We start from the raw sequence: 16774 nt of genomic DNA, 5'->3' as shown, positions 1-16774 counted from the left end.
ATGTTTAAAATTTAGAGAACTTTTATCGCGAACAATATGATAAGCGCAACAACCAGTGCAATAATAGGCATTGATTCAATAAGCCCGACGGAAATCAATGTATTCATAAACAACGTGCTCTTAGCTTCCGGCTGGCGGGAAATCCCTTCAACCATTTTACCAGTTACTAACCCATCACCTAAAGCAGCACCTAAAGCAGCTAATCCCAGCATGACACCGACTCCCACTAATGCTGCTGCTATTGCGATTGAACTTTCCATTAAAAAATCCTCCTTAAAAATGTAAAAATTTTATATTGTATTTATGCCGTGCAAGATTTTCAGAGACCTTATTCATCCTCATCTCTAATACTTTCGGCAAGATAAGAAGTAGACAGCATCGTGAATACAAATGCCTGGACTCCGCCGACAAACACACTGAATCCCAGCCATAATACACCAGGAATAACCTCAGCTATTATATTCGGAAGCAGGTGCGGTAAGATATGAATGAGCAGCTCACCCGCAAAAATGTTACCAAATAAACGAAAGGCAAGTGTTATCGGTTTGGCTACTTCTTCTATAAGCTTTATTACTACAAAAAAGGCAAATGGTTCAAAAAAATGTTTTAAGTATCTGGGCCCTTTATAATAAAAACCTAATACATGCAGCATCACAACTACCAATAACGCTAACCCCAGATTAGTATTAAGTGTATTTGTCGGTGATGCCATCCCCGGAATCAATCCCCACCAGTTGGAAATCAGCAAAAACAAAAACAATGAGATTAAAAACGGAGCAAATAAACTGCCACGCTTACCAATACTGGCATTAATCTGGTCGTTTAAACCAGTTATAACCATCTCAAAGATATTTTGCATTCCGGTTGGAACCAATTTCATGTTGCGGGTAGCAACTATAGAAAGAATAAGAACTACAGCCATGACCATCCATGTCATTTCCAAAGTTTCCGCATTAAAGGATAACCCAAACAACATAAATTCATGAGCCGCGCTTTCAACCATAAAACCACTCCCTACAATGGATTTTATCCAACAGCCATTTATGTGCTGCAATGATGTCTATCCGACTAAATAAACATCATGTCAATTTGGATAATGATTTAATTTTATTTATAATCACTTTACAAATGTAAAATGATATAAATCTATTTAAGTTTTCTTATTATAAGAAAATATTATTATATTAATAAACACTATAATATCCATGATAAAAAAACCAATAACAACAGCGAAAAAAATCGTTATTGATAATTTCACTGCCAGCAGCAAAACCAACAACAACATTGTAAACCGCATTATCGTTCCCATCCATGCCTTCTGCTTCGCCTTATTTGGCAAATACAGCATCGTTTTTTGCAGCCGCGCCGCCAGCATAAAAACATAATACATTGCTGTTAAATATCCGCCAATTACCGCCAAAAGCAAATAAAGCTGCGATTTCACATACAATCCCAAGCCTAGTATCAATGTTATGACAGCAATCGTCCTTATAATTATCCGGCCACGTGCAGCCATAAAATCCTGCATACTATGTCTGCCTTTCATAAATGTACATAAAAAAACGAACTAAATTAAATATAGCATATTCCAGACATTATCACAAGAACATTGTATACAAAGAAATATAACCTTTACTTATGAGAAATAATTTCACGAACAGGAAACGGAATATTGATATTTTCCTGATGATAACGGCTGCTAATCGCCTTGATCAGTTCATGTTTTATCACATACTGATTCAAAAAATTGGTGGATTTTACATATATATTAAATTTAATACTCGAATCGGCAAATTCAAAAAATCGCACCACCGGTTCAAATTCAACTTTTCCCTCTATCTTCATTAAAACAGACCGGGCAGCCTCCAAAGTTATTTTTTCCACAAAATCCAAATCACTGTCATAGCTTACCCCTATAGTAATTCCGATAGAGATCTCTTTTGCCGGCATATTATAATTAATTATTGTAGAAGAAGCGATTTCTTTATTTGGGACAATAATAATATTATTGGACGTTGACTGTATTTTAGTAAACCGCCACGTGATATCGACTACTTGTCCCTCACTGCCATTACTCAATTTAACAAAATCATATATTTGCAGCTGCCGCGATAAAATTATATAAACACCTGCAAAAATATTTGCCAAAGTATCCTGCAGTCCTAAAGCCACTGCCATACCACCAACACCTAATGCTGTCAAAAACGGTGTTACTGATATTCCAAGATATTGCAAGATTATCATCAATCCAGTCGCGTATATTATAAAGGCGACTATATTGCTAAGAAGAGATGTTGCCTGCACATTTTCCTCAGAACGCTGAATATGCAAATCGATTATTCCTGATACAGTTCGTGAAACGACTCGTGTTATAGAAAATACAATGACAGCATATAAAAATGCAGAAAACAACATGCTTAGCGTCGGATCAATTCCTTTTATCGAATGAATTGTCCAATAAAGACCCACTCCCATACACCATGCCACAGGCAATCCTCGTACAGCATTGGCAAAAACATATGGCCATGTATGTTTTTCGATATGTTCATGTAATTTTTTATTAATAAATTTATTTATCAGCTTGCCGATAGTAAAAGCTGCTATCAATATAAAAAAAGGAACAATAAGTAACTCCATCCAGTAATGCCAGTCACTAAAAGCCACCGCTATATCCATAGGCCACCTCTTCCAATAATTAATTATAGTTATAAGTATACATTACTAGTATTAATTTTATCAAATCGATTTATTGTTTACAATCATTGCCTTTTATCTGTAATACGATGAAACTTAACCCTTTCATGTATATAGCAACTAAAAATCGAACTGAACCGCAGTAAAAAGACGCTGCATATAAAAAACGTACTGAATACTACTAATACACAAAATTTACAAAGCTGTACTTACGACCTATGCATATTGATCAACAATCTTTATTTAAATATAAATTCGTTGTAATATCAATAAACTTTTTTGTCTCCTGCTTGGTGTCACTTGCATGCCATGCAATACCATAAGAAACAGAAGGTTCAAAAAGCAGCGGAATAATTGCTAACCCATTGCCTGTTTGGCACACAAAATCAGGCATAACAGCAATCCCCATATCACCCTTTATCATTGCATAAGCAGTAGCTACACTATCACTGAAATAAATATGGGTATTGGTACACTGAACTTGTATTTCATTTTGTATGCAGACCATCTCACTCGGTCTTTTCAAAGGGTCCAGCACAATGAGTGACTGTGCCTGCAAATCTTTTATTTCAACAGTTTTTCTGCCTGCAAATGGATGATTGACAGGTAAAACACAGACAAAATGGCTGATACATAATTCCCTGTAATTAACATCTGGTAAATTTACAACGCTTTCTTTTACCGTAAAAATCACATCCAGCTTATAATTAGAAAATTTTACTATTTTTTCCTCATAAAAAAACTGTCTCAAATAAATATATATTTGCGGCTGTTTTCTTTTGCACTCTCTCAAAATAGCCGGTATATATCCCATATTGATATTACTATCATATCCCACAGATAAACTGCTATTAAAATTCTGAGAATAATTCTTTGCCTTTGTCACAGCAATATTAATTTTTATGAGAACTTCTCTTATATCATCATAAAAAACTTTTCCTGCCGATGTCAACTCGACTCTTCTTTTGTTTCTAAGAAATAATTTTAATTTAAGTTCATTTTCTAATGCATTTATTTGATATGTAACAGAAGGTTGTGTAGTATATAGACACTTCGCCGTTCTGGAAAAATTGAGTGTTTCCGCAAGTTTTGTAAAACATTCCAATTGCCTTGTATTCAAAATAATTTCCCTTCATTTATAAAATTTCCCTTCATTTATAAAAAGATTTTATTAAAGATAACATATTTCAATTTCATTTTCAATTTGTAAACTGATAAAATTATTTTATTGATTATAAAATATCATATTTTAAGAAAGGACGATTATATATGAAATATATTGTCACCGGCGTAGACGGACAACTTGGAGGACGTGTGGCCGAAAATATGCTCAATAGCGTTCCCGGCAATAATTTGATATTTACATGCCGCAATCATAAATACCTGTCTCAGGAAAAACGGCAGCGTTGGGAAGAAAAAGGTGTAAGCGTACGTGAAGCAGATTATAATGACAAAAAAGGTATGGTACTGGCATTTAAGGGTGGTAACAGGATCTATATCGTTTCCAGCATAATAAACGGACCACAACGTGTTATCCAACACAAAAACGTAGTTGATGCAACATTGGAAGCAGGTATAGAACACCTCACCTATACATCTTTTTTGGGTGCCAACCGTGCTGATTATAGCCAATATGTTATCCCCGACCACACAGAAACGGAAAAATATATAGCTGCCAGCGGTATAGAATATAATATTATGAGAAATAATCTATATGCTGAAAACTATCTTATAAACTCGGTTTTTTTGGCAAATATAAGCAGCAATAAGTGGATAACTCCTGCCGGAGATGGAAAAGCCACCTTTGTCGCCAAAGACGATTCAGGACGTGTAGCAGCAGCGTTACTGCTTGGTAAAGGTAAAAAAAATAAAGATTACGACGTCACCGGCGGAGATCTTCTGAGCGAAAGAGAAATTTGTGCAATGGTCGCACAGGTATCAGGTATAAATTACGAATATCAACCAGTCAATGAAAAAACATTTTTCTCATATCTTGACTCACTTCACATTCCTCGGACAACAGATGGTGACTATAGTAAATCACCCGTCCCATTTTGTGGCAACGATATGGTAACGAATGAGTGCAGCGTACGCGACAATATGATGTCGGTTCGAACTAATACCATAAAACAGCTGACTGGACATGCTCCTGTAAAAATCGCAGATTTAGTACAAAAATATAATTTTGTATGGAAAAATAAAATAACTAACTATTGGGATTTGAAAAAATATCAATAATAATGATATCGTACGCAAGCATTTTCATTCATAAATATGCAATATTCTACTCTTTTTGTCAGGTCTCAAAAGGACAGGGAACCGCGTAGCAGTGGTGAGTTACATCCTTATAAAATCAATGCTGTCTATGCGACAGCCTATCAAAACATTCTCAAAATCTAAAATAATAAAATATCTTACTTTTTTAAATTTTTAGACGCACTAAAAAACATCCCAAATGCTTCTTCGAAAATATTTAACATGCCTTTGACCAATTATCCAATAGATGATCATAGAATTTATGCTAATCATAACAATCGTTATTCCTATATAATCCCATTTTTACAAATGAATTCTTTTCTTCAATACATTATTGGGACACAAGCCTATATACTTGTGTCCCAATTTTTCGTATTAGACAAAAATAATCTGGATGACGATGCTTAAAATTCACACTCTCCATGCGGAGGCGACAAGGACCGCTGGTCACGATTAAAGTTACTATGGTTCTATATCAAAATTTAGTGCAAAATAAACTGACAAATATATCCTCGCTGGTAAAACAACCTATTTTGTTTTAAAATAACCGATGGTTAAATTTTTCATTAGTTACATAAAATTTTACCACAAAATAAGGTATGTTATTTCACAACCCCATTTTTTTCATATATTATTTTGAAGTTTTATTTTCTTTTCTATAGAAGTTCATTTTCATTTTTTTATTTCACTAAAGTTTTCTTACAGTTATCTTCCACTGACTTTTGGATGATGCAACTTCCACAGCAACAGATTTAGGTGTTGTTTTTAACGTTTTGGCAAAAAGAGCGAAAATATAGCGGCACATATTGCAACGATGGTGAGTAATTCCATGGTTGCTGTCAGTCCATAACTATCGGCGAACCAGCCGATCAGGGGAATGAGTACGCCGCCTACGCTGAAGGAGAGCCCCATTGAATGAAATGCATATTGTATTATGGTTTTAAAAACAATGTTTCCCCATATTGAAAATAAAATGTCCGGAGCGAAAATAAATAAACAATCATTGTACGTTGTAAACCAAACAAACTTTTTATTAACATGTATCATAAACAAGAGAATATATAACATCTGTTTTTGAGAAAGAAAAACTACATTATGATGTTTTATGAGCGAGAACTGCAAAAAAATAAATCATTTATATACCAAAAATCTTGACGGACTAAAAATATAATCATATAATATTTATGAACGTATTCATTTATGAATGAGTTCATAAATCAGGAGATGATATAATGTTAAAACCAATCAATCAAAAATTAAAAGTTGCTACTCTTGTTTGTCCAGGCGTTTTTTTACCAGATGTAGTTAATGCACATACCGCTTTTAGCTTATCACCCAATATAGAAACATATCTCGTATGGAAAACCCTCGAACCTTTCAATGCATATACAGGCTGGCCTATGGCAGCAACAACTACCTTTAATGAATGCCCTGATGTTGATGTATTAATCATTGGTATGATGGCTCCAGACAGTGCGGCAGATCAAGAAATTATAAAATTTGTCCAGCAGAAAGCAAAGCATGCCAATGCAATAATCGGCATTTGTTATGGAGTTCTGGTTCTTGGAAGTGCGGGTCTTTTAGAAGGCAAGCGGGCTACCTCCAATTTTTCTGTAGGAGATTCATTAAAAGAATTTGGTGCTACTCCTGTGTTGACCAGTGAAGTTGTTATTGACGGTAATTTGTATACGGCAGGCCCGGCGCATGGATGTTTTGAAGCAGCAATTGAAGTTATTTCTACACTACGTGGAGATGATATAGCAAAAACGATTGAATTAGCTTTTGAATACGATCCACATCCTAAGTTTAAAGTAGGCAGTCCCAGCCTTGCTGGTCCCGAGCTTGCACAAAAAATATCAAACAAGCACCAAGAGATGACTAATACCTATCTGAATGCAGCGCGTACAGCTTATCAAACAACCCGCAACAAAGTTAATAATTTAGATGATTGTTAGTATAAATTTATAATTAAACCAGGGCATTAAACGTTACCTGTTTAATGCCCTGGTTTAATTATTATCCTAAATTTACTATTTATTATTTTTCCCCGCTAATCCATTCAAAAATAACTCTAGTTTGTAATTAAGGTTTTCCATAAAAGAGATTTTCGAACGACTGACCGCAGTGGATTTGATCAGCCCCATAAACGTTTCAGTAACTATTTCAATTGGAATAGTTTTTTTAAAATCTCCATTTTTTTGACCTTCATCGATAATATTAACAAGAATTTCTTTAAACCGAGGCCCATGCGGTGGTTGTTTTAGGCCTAAATGATTAATACATAAGTCAAACAATTGCCGATTATCTTCATATATCCTTCCTAATGTTACTAAAATTTGTGAAATTTTTTCTTGAGAAGAGATTGTTGACTTGTTTAGTTTTTCTAGCGAATTTTCAGCTTGACTAACCTTTTTAGTCAATACATATTGAATGATATCCTCTTTAGAATGAAAATAATTATAAAAAGTACCTGTACCAAGATCTGCCGATTTTGTGATCTCAGCTATAGTCGTTTCTTCGAATCCTTTATTTACAAATAAATTTATTGCAATATCAACTAAAGTATTTAATATTTGAATTTTTTTCCTGTCTCTTCGGCTTATTGCATTTTCCATCAAGATTCCCTCCAAAAGTGAATTTTTCAATTATTCTTGTTTAATCATTACACAGCATAGTTTTAATGTAAGCTGTATATTTTTAAACGCCGATGCGATAGATTAATTAAAAGTTTTGTATTATTTTTTTAATATTGTTTTACCATTTTCATTAATTATATCATTGATTCAGGATTTTAATAAATCACCAACTAATTTTGATAAATCTTATGGTATAAAAGCAATTATTTTCTATTTACGATAATTTTGACATGACAGCATGCAGGCAGGTACTGGTATTAAAACCTTTAAGCAGACTTTTTCGTCATCTTTTTCAATAATCCAATATCTCTCTTAAAAACCAATTGCAAGCAGTTTCCTGCGTATTTCAAAATAAAATGGCAGAGGCAATCCAAAGCTTTTCAAATCCAATCTTTTATCTGTTGCCTTGCATGTGTGATTACCTTGGCCGACATTGCTGCTGATATCAAACTACTCAATAAAAAGCAGCATTAATGCCGAGAAACAACGACTGTCCAGTAATTTATAACAGCAATAAATTTGAGATATTAAGCTATAATTTTTCTGCAGCTGGATTTCGTGGAGGCTTGAACTATTATTGTAATCCAGACCACAATCGGGAATTATTGACTTGCTTTGGCGAAATAAAGGACGCAATTCCTGCTTTATATGGTGGGGAAACGAGACGTAGGCCTTAGGTGACATTTTATCGATATACTACATTCTCGATTTACATTATTTGCATTTATAATACTTAATATACTAGTAAAAAATTTTTTATTTATAAATTTCCTCGACAATATCTTTTTTTGTTATATAATACTAATTAGCCAAGCTAATTATAGTAAAGGATTTTATTTATGAAAAAACACATTATTACCATTTCCCCCAGTACAAGATCACAGTTAGGTGAGGTGTTGTTACATATATCAGATGACGTTTTGCTATCTATCAATAATATATTAAAAAAATATTATATTACCGAAAGCAAATTTGCTTTACTCTTGCTACTGTTCAATACTAGTACAAATCAATCGTTACAACCGTCGGAAATTGCTAATATAATGGGAATTCGCCGGGCATCTGTAACCAAACAGTTAATTTGGCTGGAAAAACATCAGCTTATTATAAGAAATATATGTCCAAAAGATAAGCGAATGGTTAATGTAACAATAACTAAAAAAGGGCACCAACTTCTAAAACTTGTTCTGCCTGGTTATTGGCAGACATGTGCTGACTTTACTGAAAAACTAACTGATGCTGAAGTTGTTCGTTTGCTTCACTTATTAATAAAAATTGATTAATATTAACACGACAATTTTATTTTCTAAATTAGTTAGCCTGGCTAATCATTATTATTTAGGAGGAATCAAAATGAAAATAATAGCATTTATAGGAAGTCCAAGAAAAGATGGAAATACAGCAAAAATAGTAAATGCAATTTGTAAAAGTGCGAAGGAAAGTAATCATGACGTTAATATTTACAATTTATCAAACATGAACTACACAGACTGTATGGCATGCGATGCCTGCCAGTCTGGAAAAGTTAAATTTTGCGTTATTGATGATGAATTAACACCTCTTTTATCAGAAATAGCAAAAGCTGATTGTATTATTCTGGGAACTCCAATATATATGCTGCAAGTTAGTGGTATAACAAAAAATTTTCTTGATCGTTTACGCCCATTTTTAACTTCTGATCTTACTGCAAGATACCTACCGGGGAAAAAGTACATCACAGTGACAAGCAGCGGTGCAACCGCAGAAGAATTCAGTAATGTAACGACATACTTAGATAAGTTCTTTAGTTATTTTAGTATGGAAAGTGTCGGCAGTATTATTGCCGGTAATTTGAGGGAAAAAGACGATATCATGGAACAGCCGGAAATATTGAAAAAAGCCGAAGAAATGGGAAGAAAATTAAAATAATTATGCCCATTGGCCTGAATAGTCTCTCTAATGCTCTTTTTGTACATGTAAGCATGATAATCTATTAACCCATATAGACTTAGTTAATTTAATAAAAGTCTGCATTGCAAAAGAAGTATAACCTTTTCTCCTTATAACTGCTTGAAAATGGCGTATAGCTTCAGGTTCAATAATTTTATAATAAAGCATATTATCCCGGGGGGCTTTTTTTATCATAAGATCACTTATAAAAGTTGCGCCCAGACCATTATAGGCAAGATGATAAGCAGTTTCCAACTGTTCAACATAAAATCGTACTTTAGGTATAAAACCCGCACCTGTACAAATTGCCAATGACCGTTCATGCAAATTATTGCTTTCAGTTAAAATCAAAAAAGGAATATCAGCAAAAGCCGATAAAGGAACATATGGGCAGTCTTTAGTAAAAAGTATATCCTTTTTTACCTGATTTGCCGTTAATCCTTTATTGGCTGTTTTTTTGTCTGTTAATAATTCCTCAGGCACAGCCAAAAGCAGACGATCTTCGAATATATCGGTCCCCATAAAAGACTTTTTATCAAATGAACCACAATGAAACATTATATCGACTGAACCGTCAGCTAGTTTAGTATCAAGCAGACCAGAATTATCTTCAAATAAGGATAATTCGATTTTAGGATAATAGTACATATATTTTTTTATAACAATTGGCATGACATACGAATTAAAATATTGTGTTCCACCAAGACGTAATTTACCAACACTCAGTTTCGCAATATCCTGCAGTTCATTTTCTAAATCATTTTCCAGCAACTTTATGTCAATTATTTTCTGAATATATATTTTACCAGCTTCAGTTAATTTTAAAGGTTGCTGACTTCGATCAAAAATGGGCATGCCAATTTCCTTTTCTACTTTTTTTACAGAAATACTCAAAGCCGGTTGTGACAAATACAAATTAGCTGCTGCTTTAGAAAAACTACCCATTTTATAAACTTCATAAATATAATTCATTTCTTGCTGCATAATACTACCGTCCTTTTATATATAAAATAATTTTATATACTTATATAATATATAAAATTGATTTTATAACGTACCTACTGTAAAATCAAGATGAAAAAGTTAGAAAATTTCAGAAATATGAAAGGAAGTTTGAAATATGCATGCTATCGAAAAAATATTGGCAGTGAACGCTGGTAAAACCTCTGTACATGCTGGAGAAATTGTCAATTGTAATATTGATATTGCCGGAATCAATGATCTTTATTATCAGACCGTAAAATCTTTTTGGGAGATGGGCGGGAAAAAAGTTTTTAGTCCGGAAAAGATTGTAATTTTCTTTGACCACTATGCACCCTGTGCAACAGAAAAACAGGCAGATAATCATAAAAAATTTAGAGAATTTGCCAAATCACAAGGCATAAAGAAACTTATGGATATTAATCAGGGTGTATGTCATCAGCTTATGGCAGATTATGGATTATCATATCCTGGCGAGGTTATTACGATCACTGATTCACATACAAATACGCATGGAGCTTTTGGCGCTTTTGGTACAGGTGTCGGAGCAACGGATTTGGCAGTAGTTCTTGTAACCGGCAGGCTTTGGTTTAAAGTACCGGAAGTAATTCGCATAAATCTCGCAGGCAAATTGGCAAAAGGAGTTTATGCCAAAGATGTAATTTTGCATATCATTGGCAATTTAAAAGCTGATTACGCCGTATATAAAGCTGTTGAATTTGCTGGCCCGGTTCTTAAGGAGTTCAATATATCTGAACGCATGGTGCTTTGCAACATGACAACAGAAATGGGAGCAAAAACAAGTTATATACAGCCTGATGAAATCACGATGAAATACCTTGCTGCACATGTAAATCATAATTATAAAATTTATAATACTGACAGGGACTATAAATATGCAGCAGATATCACATATGATGTATCGGAAATCAGACCACAACTTGCAGCACCATTTAGTGTGGATAATGTAGCCAATTTAAATGAATTTGCTGGTATCCACATAGATCAAGCTTATCTTGGCTCCTGCACAGGCGGACGAACGGAAGATTTTGCAATTGCGGCTAAAATATTAAGCGGCAAAAAAATTCACACTGGTACACGTATGATTCTGGTACCGGCAACACGCTTTGTACTGCAGGAATGTTTAAAAAATGGCTATATCCAAGAACTTGTAGCTGCTGGAGCGACACTGACGGCACCAGGTTGTGCAGCCTGCCTGGGCATTCATCAAGGCCTTATTGCAGATGGCGAAACATGCATATCATCTACTAATCGCAATTTTCCGGGACGGATGGGCAATGTAAACGGACGTATTTATCTGGGCTCACCAGCATCAGTAGCAACTGCTGCACTGTATGGGAAAATAACTGATCCGGCAGAATGTTTTTAAGGAGAAAATTGACTATGAAAAAAATAGCAAAAGGTATCGTGTATCTGTTTGGTAATAATATTGATACTGATCAAATTTATCCGGGTAAATATGTTGAATTTACAGAAATGGACGATATAAAAAAATATGCCATGAGTGGCAGCAGTCAACCTGATCTTGTACAAAAATTTACAGTTGGCGATATTATTGTCGGTGGAACAAATTTTGGATGTGGTTCTTCACGTGAACATGCTGTAATGACTTTGAAAGGGATTGGCGTAGGGGCAATATTGGCAGAATCCTTTGCCCGTATATTTTATCGTAATGCAATAAATTTAGGTATTCCAGCGATTACATGTAAAGGTATACATAATATGGTCCATCAAAAAGATAAATTAAGTGTCAATTTTCTAACAGGTACAATTAAAAATATTACAACAGGGAAATCTGCACATTCAGAACCAATGAACGATTATATGATGAATATATTACAAAATGGCGGTATTATTCCCATGATTCGGAAAATGCAGGAAGAAACGATTTGCTCAATGGAAATTGATTAAATAAAAGTAATAAATCATACAGGAGGAATACATGTTAATAGAAAAATATTTTCCCAAATTTGTTAACAAGTTAATAGATGTAGGTGAAAACATAAAAATTAATACTTTAATAGGCGGACATGGTAAAGAAGCAGTTGTATTTTTACACGGGCATCCAGAAAATTATCTTACCTGGCGTTTTATAGCCCCAAAGCTTACTTCCAAATACAGTGTGATAATAACAGATCTTCGCGGCTATGGATATAGTACAAAACCACAAGGCCTTCCTGACCACTCTAATTATTCAAAAAGAGTAATGGCTGATGATGTAATTAAAGTTATGGCAAAGCTTGGATTTACAAAATTTCATTTAGTAGGTCACGATAGAGGAGCTCGTGTTTGTCATCGTTTAATTATGGATCACCCTGAAAAAGCGATCAGCTGTACATTAATGGATATTTTACCTACATATGATATGTATCATGATACGAACCAGGAGTTTGCTACTAAGTATTGGCATTGGTTTTTTTACATTCAGAATAATGGCCTCCCTGAAAAATTATTAAATGGTAACGCTGATTTTTTTATCAGATTTAATTTACAGTTGAAAATTAATCCTAAAACCAAGAACAATTTTTCTGAAGATGTACTACAGGAGTATATTAAATGCTTCTCTGATCCAATGACTATTCATGGTGTAAGTGAAGATTATCGGGCCTCAGCTACCATTGATATGAAATATGATATAGCTGACAGAACTAAAATAATAAAAACACCATTATTAGTATTATGGGGAGCGAATGGTGTAGTCGGTAATTTGTGGAATGTTTTGGCTAATTGGAAAAAACGGGCTGAAAATGTAGCCGGATTTGGTATTAAGGAATGTGGTCATCTTGTTCCTGAAGAACAACCGGAAATAGTTTTAGAAACTCTTTCAACTTTCTTGGAAAAATATAAGACAAAAAATTAATTTAGGAAAGGAGAGAGTTCTTCAAGTTTTGTGTAAACGCTAAAAAACAATATAAAATTAATAGTAATATATTTTAAGGGCATTGCTTGTAAAAAGTGATGCCCTTTAAGCATCTCTTTCTAAAAGGCGTTTTTCAAAATAGATATCCAGCTGTGCCCTTATTGACTCCAGCCTTGTCGCCGTCCAGTCCATTTTTTAGTAATGTCTATCATTGCCAGATAAAACATTTTTGAGAGGTTGTCAGCTGAAGGAAAAATTGTCCTGGATTTGGTGACTTTTATAAGTTGCCTGCTAAATTTCTCCATGGTATTCGTAATAGGAATGAGTCTTTTAACAGCTAATAGATGCTCAAAACATGTTGCTAAAACAGCCCATTTTTCATACCATGATTTATAAATTTTAGGATATCTGCCATCCCATGTTTCTTTAAAATGATCAAGCTTAGCTAATACTATTTCTTTATTGGGGCAGCATATACAAGCTTTAAATCTGCCACCAAAGCTTGTGTGTCTTTACTAGATACATATCCTGCCAAAATCAAGCATTTTATCCATCTTTTTTATCTCTTGTTCTATCATTATTCCTATTGAATCTATTAACTTCAACCCATTGAACAAATTTTCAGCAATCGATACCATCTTCTGTGCCGTGCCAGCTATTTTCTTTGAAGTTGTTGTGATGATTTCTGATATATCCATTAAATTTTGCTGATTTTTCAAAAACTTTACTGTTCATCTGCCTTTATGTCTGTGAATATACATAATAAACTGCTCCAATGCCGCAGATGGAGCCACTGTTTTAGAATGCACAAAACCTGTTCGCATCTTACTAAATTTATCAGGTACAGAAAAAATTCTTAATGTTTTTTCCCGCTCCCTTACAATATTCTTAATGACAAATGATGCCCCCAACCCTGCTTCCACACCACTTATAATAGCATTAGAATCATTAAATTCCATATATCTTATATACGAAACGCCTTTTGTATGCAAATAATCTTCGAGTCTTTCTCTATTATAGCATCCGGCAGTATTCATTAAAAATGGCAATTTATAGACTTCTTCCAAATTTTTAACATATACAGGTGCGATTAAAACCAGCTGCTGTTCAATTACCCAATCCTCTACCAATGATGAATTATCAAACATTGCTTCGTTAATAAATGCCCCATCAAGCTTAAACTGCTCTATTCTATTTGCTAAAACAGTCGATGGTAATATAAAAAGTGATAATTCCACCTGCGGATATTTCTTATGGTATTCAGAAAATATATTCATCAGGTTAATTGACGAACCATGATGATATGTACCAATTTTTAGCGTTCCGTCAGGTTTATTTATATTACTAAACTTATATTGCGCCTCATCCAGCAGACGTACCACCTGCTCTGCATATGGCAATAATTTTTCACCCGCCGGGGATAAAATCATTCCATGTTTTCTATAAAAAAGCACCGTTCCCAGTTCTTTTTCTAAAACCTGGATACGTGCCGTTATATTAGACTGAACATATCCCAACAACTGCGCTGCCCTTGTAATTGTTCCTTCAAGCGCAACTGCTCTGAAAATACGTAAATCATTGCTTTCCATATTGTAGCCTCACTATCATTTATAATGATTTATCTCATCGTATATATTCATTTTACATCATATTTATTTTACTGTAAACTGTATTCACGATACAGCTGAGGATAAATCGTTGTTTTCACAATGCAAAGGAGCTTAAAAATGACTAAACACAAACATAACAAATGGATCATCCTATCAATCATCACACTAGCATCATTTATTACTAATGTTGATGCCACTATCGTTATTATCGGCCTGCCAAAACTGATGCAAGATTTACATTTATCAGTGGATGCCGGACTATGGATAATTACATCCTATGCTGTAACCAGTACAGTTTTTCTTCTCCCTGCCGGTAAATGGGCCGATATGATAGGTAAAAAAATTATATTTATCGGTGGTTTCACTGTTTTTACCATTGCTACAATATTGTGTGCCATTGCAACTTCCGGTTTTACCATTATACCTTTTCGCTTTCTGCAGGGTGCTGGCGCTTCTATGGCATTAGCAACAGCTACTCCCATCATCATGCAGACTTTTGAAAAAAAACAGCTCGGTTTAGCAATAAGTATAAATGCTACCTCATGGGTACTTGGTGCCATCATCGGACCAGTGATCGGTGGTGCTTTGATTGATACTCTTGGCTGGCGTTCCATATTTTCTTTAACTGCACCATTTGCCATAGCTGGTTCATTACTGGCAGTATTTTTTCTGCCAGGTGACGCTACTTTACGTGCCAAATCAAAAATGGACTGGCGCGGATTATTCACTTTTTCCACAGCATTAACATCAATGCTGATAGTTTTATCAGAAGGGAACAAATGGGGCTGGACATCATATTCAATCATAAGTCTTATCGCAATAACGTTCATCGGCTTTATTACTTTTATATATGTTGAACAAAATCATATATCTCCCTTATTTAATCTTTCGCTTTTCAATAACAGGCAGTACACCACTGGTCTATTTATCACTCTATGCTATTTAATTGGATATTATTCCATTACTTTTTTACTGACTATATACCTACAGGGAATATTGCAGCTTGATGCACTGCATGCAGGTCTGCTGCTTATACCATTATCATTACCTCAGCTTATTTTGAGCCCAATCTTCGGTTCATTAGTCGACCGTATAGGCGCGCCAACTCTTCTATTTTCAGGTCTGCTTGGACAAACATTAGGATTATTAATCTTAGGAACTTTAAATACCAAATTATCAATGCCGTTACTAATAATAGCACTGGTAATAATTTCCGCATCTAATAGTATGGCATGGCCGTCTCTCGCCAAAACAATTCTGGAAACAATTAACTTGAAGGAAGCCGGAATAGCATCAGGCATGTTTTTCACTATAAATTATGCTTCACGTGCTGTAACTCAGACATTGGTATTATTGTTCATGGAAATATCAGTCCCGGCTGCTTTAGTAACAACAGTTATGTCCGATGCTGCGCAAACTCATTCTGATTTACAAATATTTTCTCTGGTTAAAGCCGTCGATATAAGTTTTTATATTTTTGCTTTATTCATGTTTTTAGCTGCATTACTCACTACACTGCTTTTTAAAACAAAAAAGAGAACCATTATTGATTTACAATCATCGCGGTAAATTCATGTTACTTTATAATGATATAATAAAAATTAATAACCCAATGTGCCTAAATTTATAAAAGTTCAGATGAGAAAATTATGTTTGATTAATCATCTGCGTTTTTATAGATTGGAGAGTGCTAACATAAAATTTATGTATAAAAATTTAAATTCTATCTGCATTCTCATGGTTTTTCTCAAAAAAGAACCATGAGATGATCATTTTAATTTGTAATC

The 16774-nt window shown here is 34.2% G+C and carries 18 protein-coding genes; 8 read left to right on the top strand and 10 right to left on the bottom strand.

Annotated features, from left to right (window positions below; all coding sequences use genetic code 11):
• Positions 1 to 11: 11 nt before the first annotated feature.
• The 5 genes from atpE to F8M42_RS03210 all read right to left on the bottom strand — a co-directional run bounded on the left by atpE (position 12) and on the right by F8M42_RS03210 (position 3814).
• Positions 12 to 260: a F0F1 ATP synthase subunit C gene (atpE, locus tag F8M42_RS03230; RefSeq protein WP_182187942.1), complete on the bottom strand. Its 249-nt coding sequence runs from the start codon at positions 258 to 260 to the stop codon at positions 12 to 14.
• Positions 261 to 328: 68 nt separating this feature from the next.
• Positions 329 to 1003 carry a F0F1 ATP synthase subunit A gene (atpB, locus tag F8M42_RS03225; protein WP_182187941.1) on the bottom strand — a complete coding sequence of 225 codons (675 nt, stop codon included), beginning with the start codon at positions 1001 to 1003 and terminating at the stop codon, positions 329 to 331.
• Positions 1004 to 1150: 147 nt separating this feature from the next.
• Entirely contained in the window at positions 1151 to 1528 is a 378-nt protein-coding gene (locus F8M42_RS03220) for a hypothetical protein (RefSeq protein ID WP_182187940.1), read from the bottom strand.
• 104 nt (positions 1529 to 1632) lie between these two features.
• Positions 1633 to 2676, bottom strand: coding sequence for a mechanosensitive ion channel family protein (locus F8M42_RS03215; RefSeq protein ID WP_182187939.1), 1044 nt, complete (start codon positions 2674 to 2676; stop codon positions 1633 to 1635).
• A gap of 247 nt (positions 2677 to 2923) precedes the next feature.
• A complete protein-coding gene (locus F8M42_RS03210) occupies positions 2924 to 3814 on the bottom strand; it encodes a LysR family transcriptional regulator (protein WP_182187938.1) in 891 nt (296 codons plus the stop codon).
• A 149-nt stretch (positions 3815 to 3963) separates the two neighbouring features.
• Here F8M42_RS03210 and F8M42_RS03205 point away from each other — a divergent pair, with 149 nt between their 5' ends.
• Together F8M42_RS03205 and F8M42_RS03200 are read left to right on the top strand one after the other, a co-directional pair.
• The gene (locus tag F8M42_RS03205; RefSeq protein WP_182187937.1) at positions 3964 to 4932 is read left to right on the top strand and encodes an NmrA family NAD(P)-binding protein; all 969 of its coding nucleotides are present in this window, start codon (positions 3964 to 3966) and stop codon (positions 4930 to 4932) included.
• Positions 4933 to 6182: 1250 nt separating this feature from the next.
• Positions 6183 to 6905, top strand: coding sequence for a DJ-1/PfpI family protein (locus F8M42_RS03200; RefSeq protein ID WP_182187936.1), 723 nt, complete (start codon positions 6183 to 6185; stop codon positions 6903 to 6905).
• A gap of 75 nt (positions 6906 to 6980) precedes the next feature.
• Here the strand turns inward: F8M42_RS03200 and F8M42_RS03195 are convergent, their stop codons facing one another.
• On the bottom strand, positions 6981 to 7565 hold the full coding sequence (locus tag F8M42_RS03195; RefSeq protein WP_196594192.1) for a TetR/AcrR family transcriptional regulator: 585 nt from the start codon (positions 7563 to 7565) through the stop codon (positions 6981 to 6983).
• Between the two features lie 860 nt (positions 7566 to 8425).
• On the opposite strand from F8M42_RS03195, the gene F8M42_RS03190 reads away from it, so the two are divergent.
• The gene (locus tag F8M42_RS03190) at positions 8426 to 8869 is read left to right on the top strand and encodes a MarR family winged helix-turn-helix transcriptional regulator (protein ID WP_182187935.1); all 444 of its coding nucleotides are present in this window, start codon (positions 8426 to 8428) and stop codon (positions 8867 to 8869) included.
• Between the two features lie 70 nt (positions 8870 to 8939).
• Positions 8940 to 9494: a flavodoxin family protein gene (locus F8M42_RS03185; protein ID WP_182187934.1), complete on the top strand. Its 555-nt coding sequence runs from the start codon at positions 8940 to 8942 to the stop codon at positions 9492 to 9494.
• 27 nt (positions 9495 to 9521) lie between these two features.
• On the opposite strand, the gene F8M42_RS03180 is transcribed toward F8M42_RS03185, so the two are convergent.
• Positions 9522 to 10499: a LysR family transcriptional regulator gene (locus tag F8M42_RS03180; protein WP_182187933.1), complete on the bottom strand. Its 978-nt coding sequence runs from the start codon at positions 10497 to 10499 to the stop codon at positions 9522 to 9524.
• A gap of 136 nt (positions 10500 to 10635) precedes the next feature.
• Between F8M42_RS03180 and F8M42_RS03175 the strand changes: the two genes are divergently transcribed.
• From F8M42_RS03175 to F8M42_RS03165, 3 genes are read left to right on the top strand one after another with little or no spacing between them, the layout of a single operon-like run.
• Complete coding sequence (locus F8M42_RS03175) at positions 10636 to 11886, top strand: 3-isopropylmalate dehydratase large subunit (protein WP_182187932.1); 1251 nt, start codon at positions 10636 to 10638, stop codon at positions 11884 to 11886.
• Positions 11887 to 11900: 14 nt separating this feature from the next.
• Positions 11901 to 12428 (top strand): LeuD/DmdB family oxidoreductase small subunit, encoded by a 528-nt coding sequence (locus F8M42_RS03170; RefSeq protein WP_182187931.1) that lies wholly within the window; start codon positions 11901 to 11903, stop codon positions 12426 to 12428.
• 31 nt (positions 12429 to 12459) lie between these two features.
• On the top strand, positions 12460 to 13377 hold the full coding sequence (locus F8M42_RS03165) for an alpha/beta fold hydrolase (protein ID WP_182187930.1): 918 nt from the start codon (positions 12460 to 12462) through the stop codon (positions 13375 to 13377).
• 158 nt (positions 13378 to 13535) lie between these two features.
• Here F8M42_RS03165 and F8M42_RS13825 read toward each other — a convergent pair whose 3' ends face one another.
• Genes F8M42_RS13825 through F8M42_RS03150 form a run of 3 tightly spaced genes read right to left on the bottom strand, consistent with a single transcriptional unit; the run spans position 13536 to position 14966 of the window.
• On the bottom strand, positions 13536 to 13832 hold the full coding sequence (locus tag F8M42_RS13825; protein ID WP_407672868.1) for a transposase: 297 nt from the start codon (positions 13830 to 13832) through the stop codon (positions 13536 to 13538).
• A gap of 60 nt (positions 13833 to 13892) precedes the next feature.
• Positions 13893 to 14096 (bottom strand): hypothetical protein, encoded by a 204-nt coding sequence (locus F8M42_RS03155; RefSeq protein ID WP_182187929.1) that lies wholly within the window; start codon positions 14094 to 14096, stop codon positions 13893 to 13895.
• A 12-nt stretch (positions 14097 to 14108) separates the two neighbouring features.
• Positions 14109 to 14966: a LysR family transcriptional regulator gene (locus F8M42_RS03150; protein WP_182187928.1), complete on the bottom strand. Its 858-nt coding sequence runs from the start codon at positions 14964 to 14966 to the stop codon at positions 14109 to 14111.
• Between the two features lie 138 nt (positions 14967 to 15104).
• Between F8M42_RS03150 and F8M42_RS03145 the strand changes: the two genes are divergently transcribed.
• Positions 15105 to 16556, top strand: coding sequence for an MFS transporter (locus F8M42_RS03145; protein ID WP_182187927.1), 1452 nt, complete (start codon positions 15105 to 15107; stop codon positions 16554 to 16556).
• Positions 16557 to 16774 lie beyond the last annotated feature (218 nt).

Source organism: Pectinatus frisingensis, from assembly GCF_014076555.1.
GTDB classification, from domain to species: Bacteria; Bacillota; Negativicutes; order Selenomonadales; family Selenomonadaceae; genus Pectinatus; species Pectinatus frisingensis.
The sequence above is the reverse complement of the archived record's forward strand: the minus strand, read 5'-3'. Positions and strand labels throughout refer to the sequence as shown.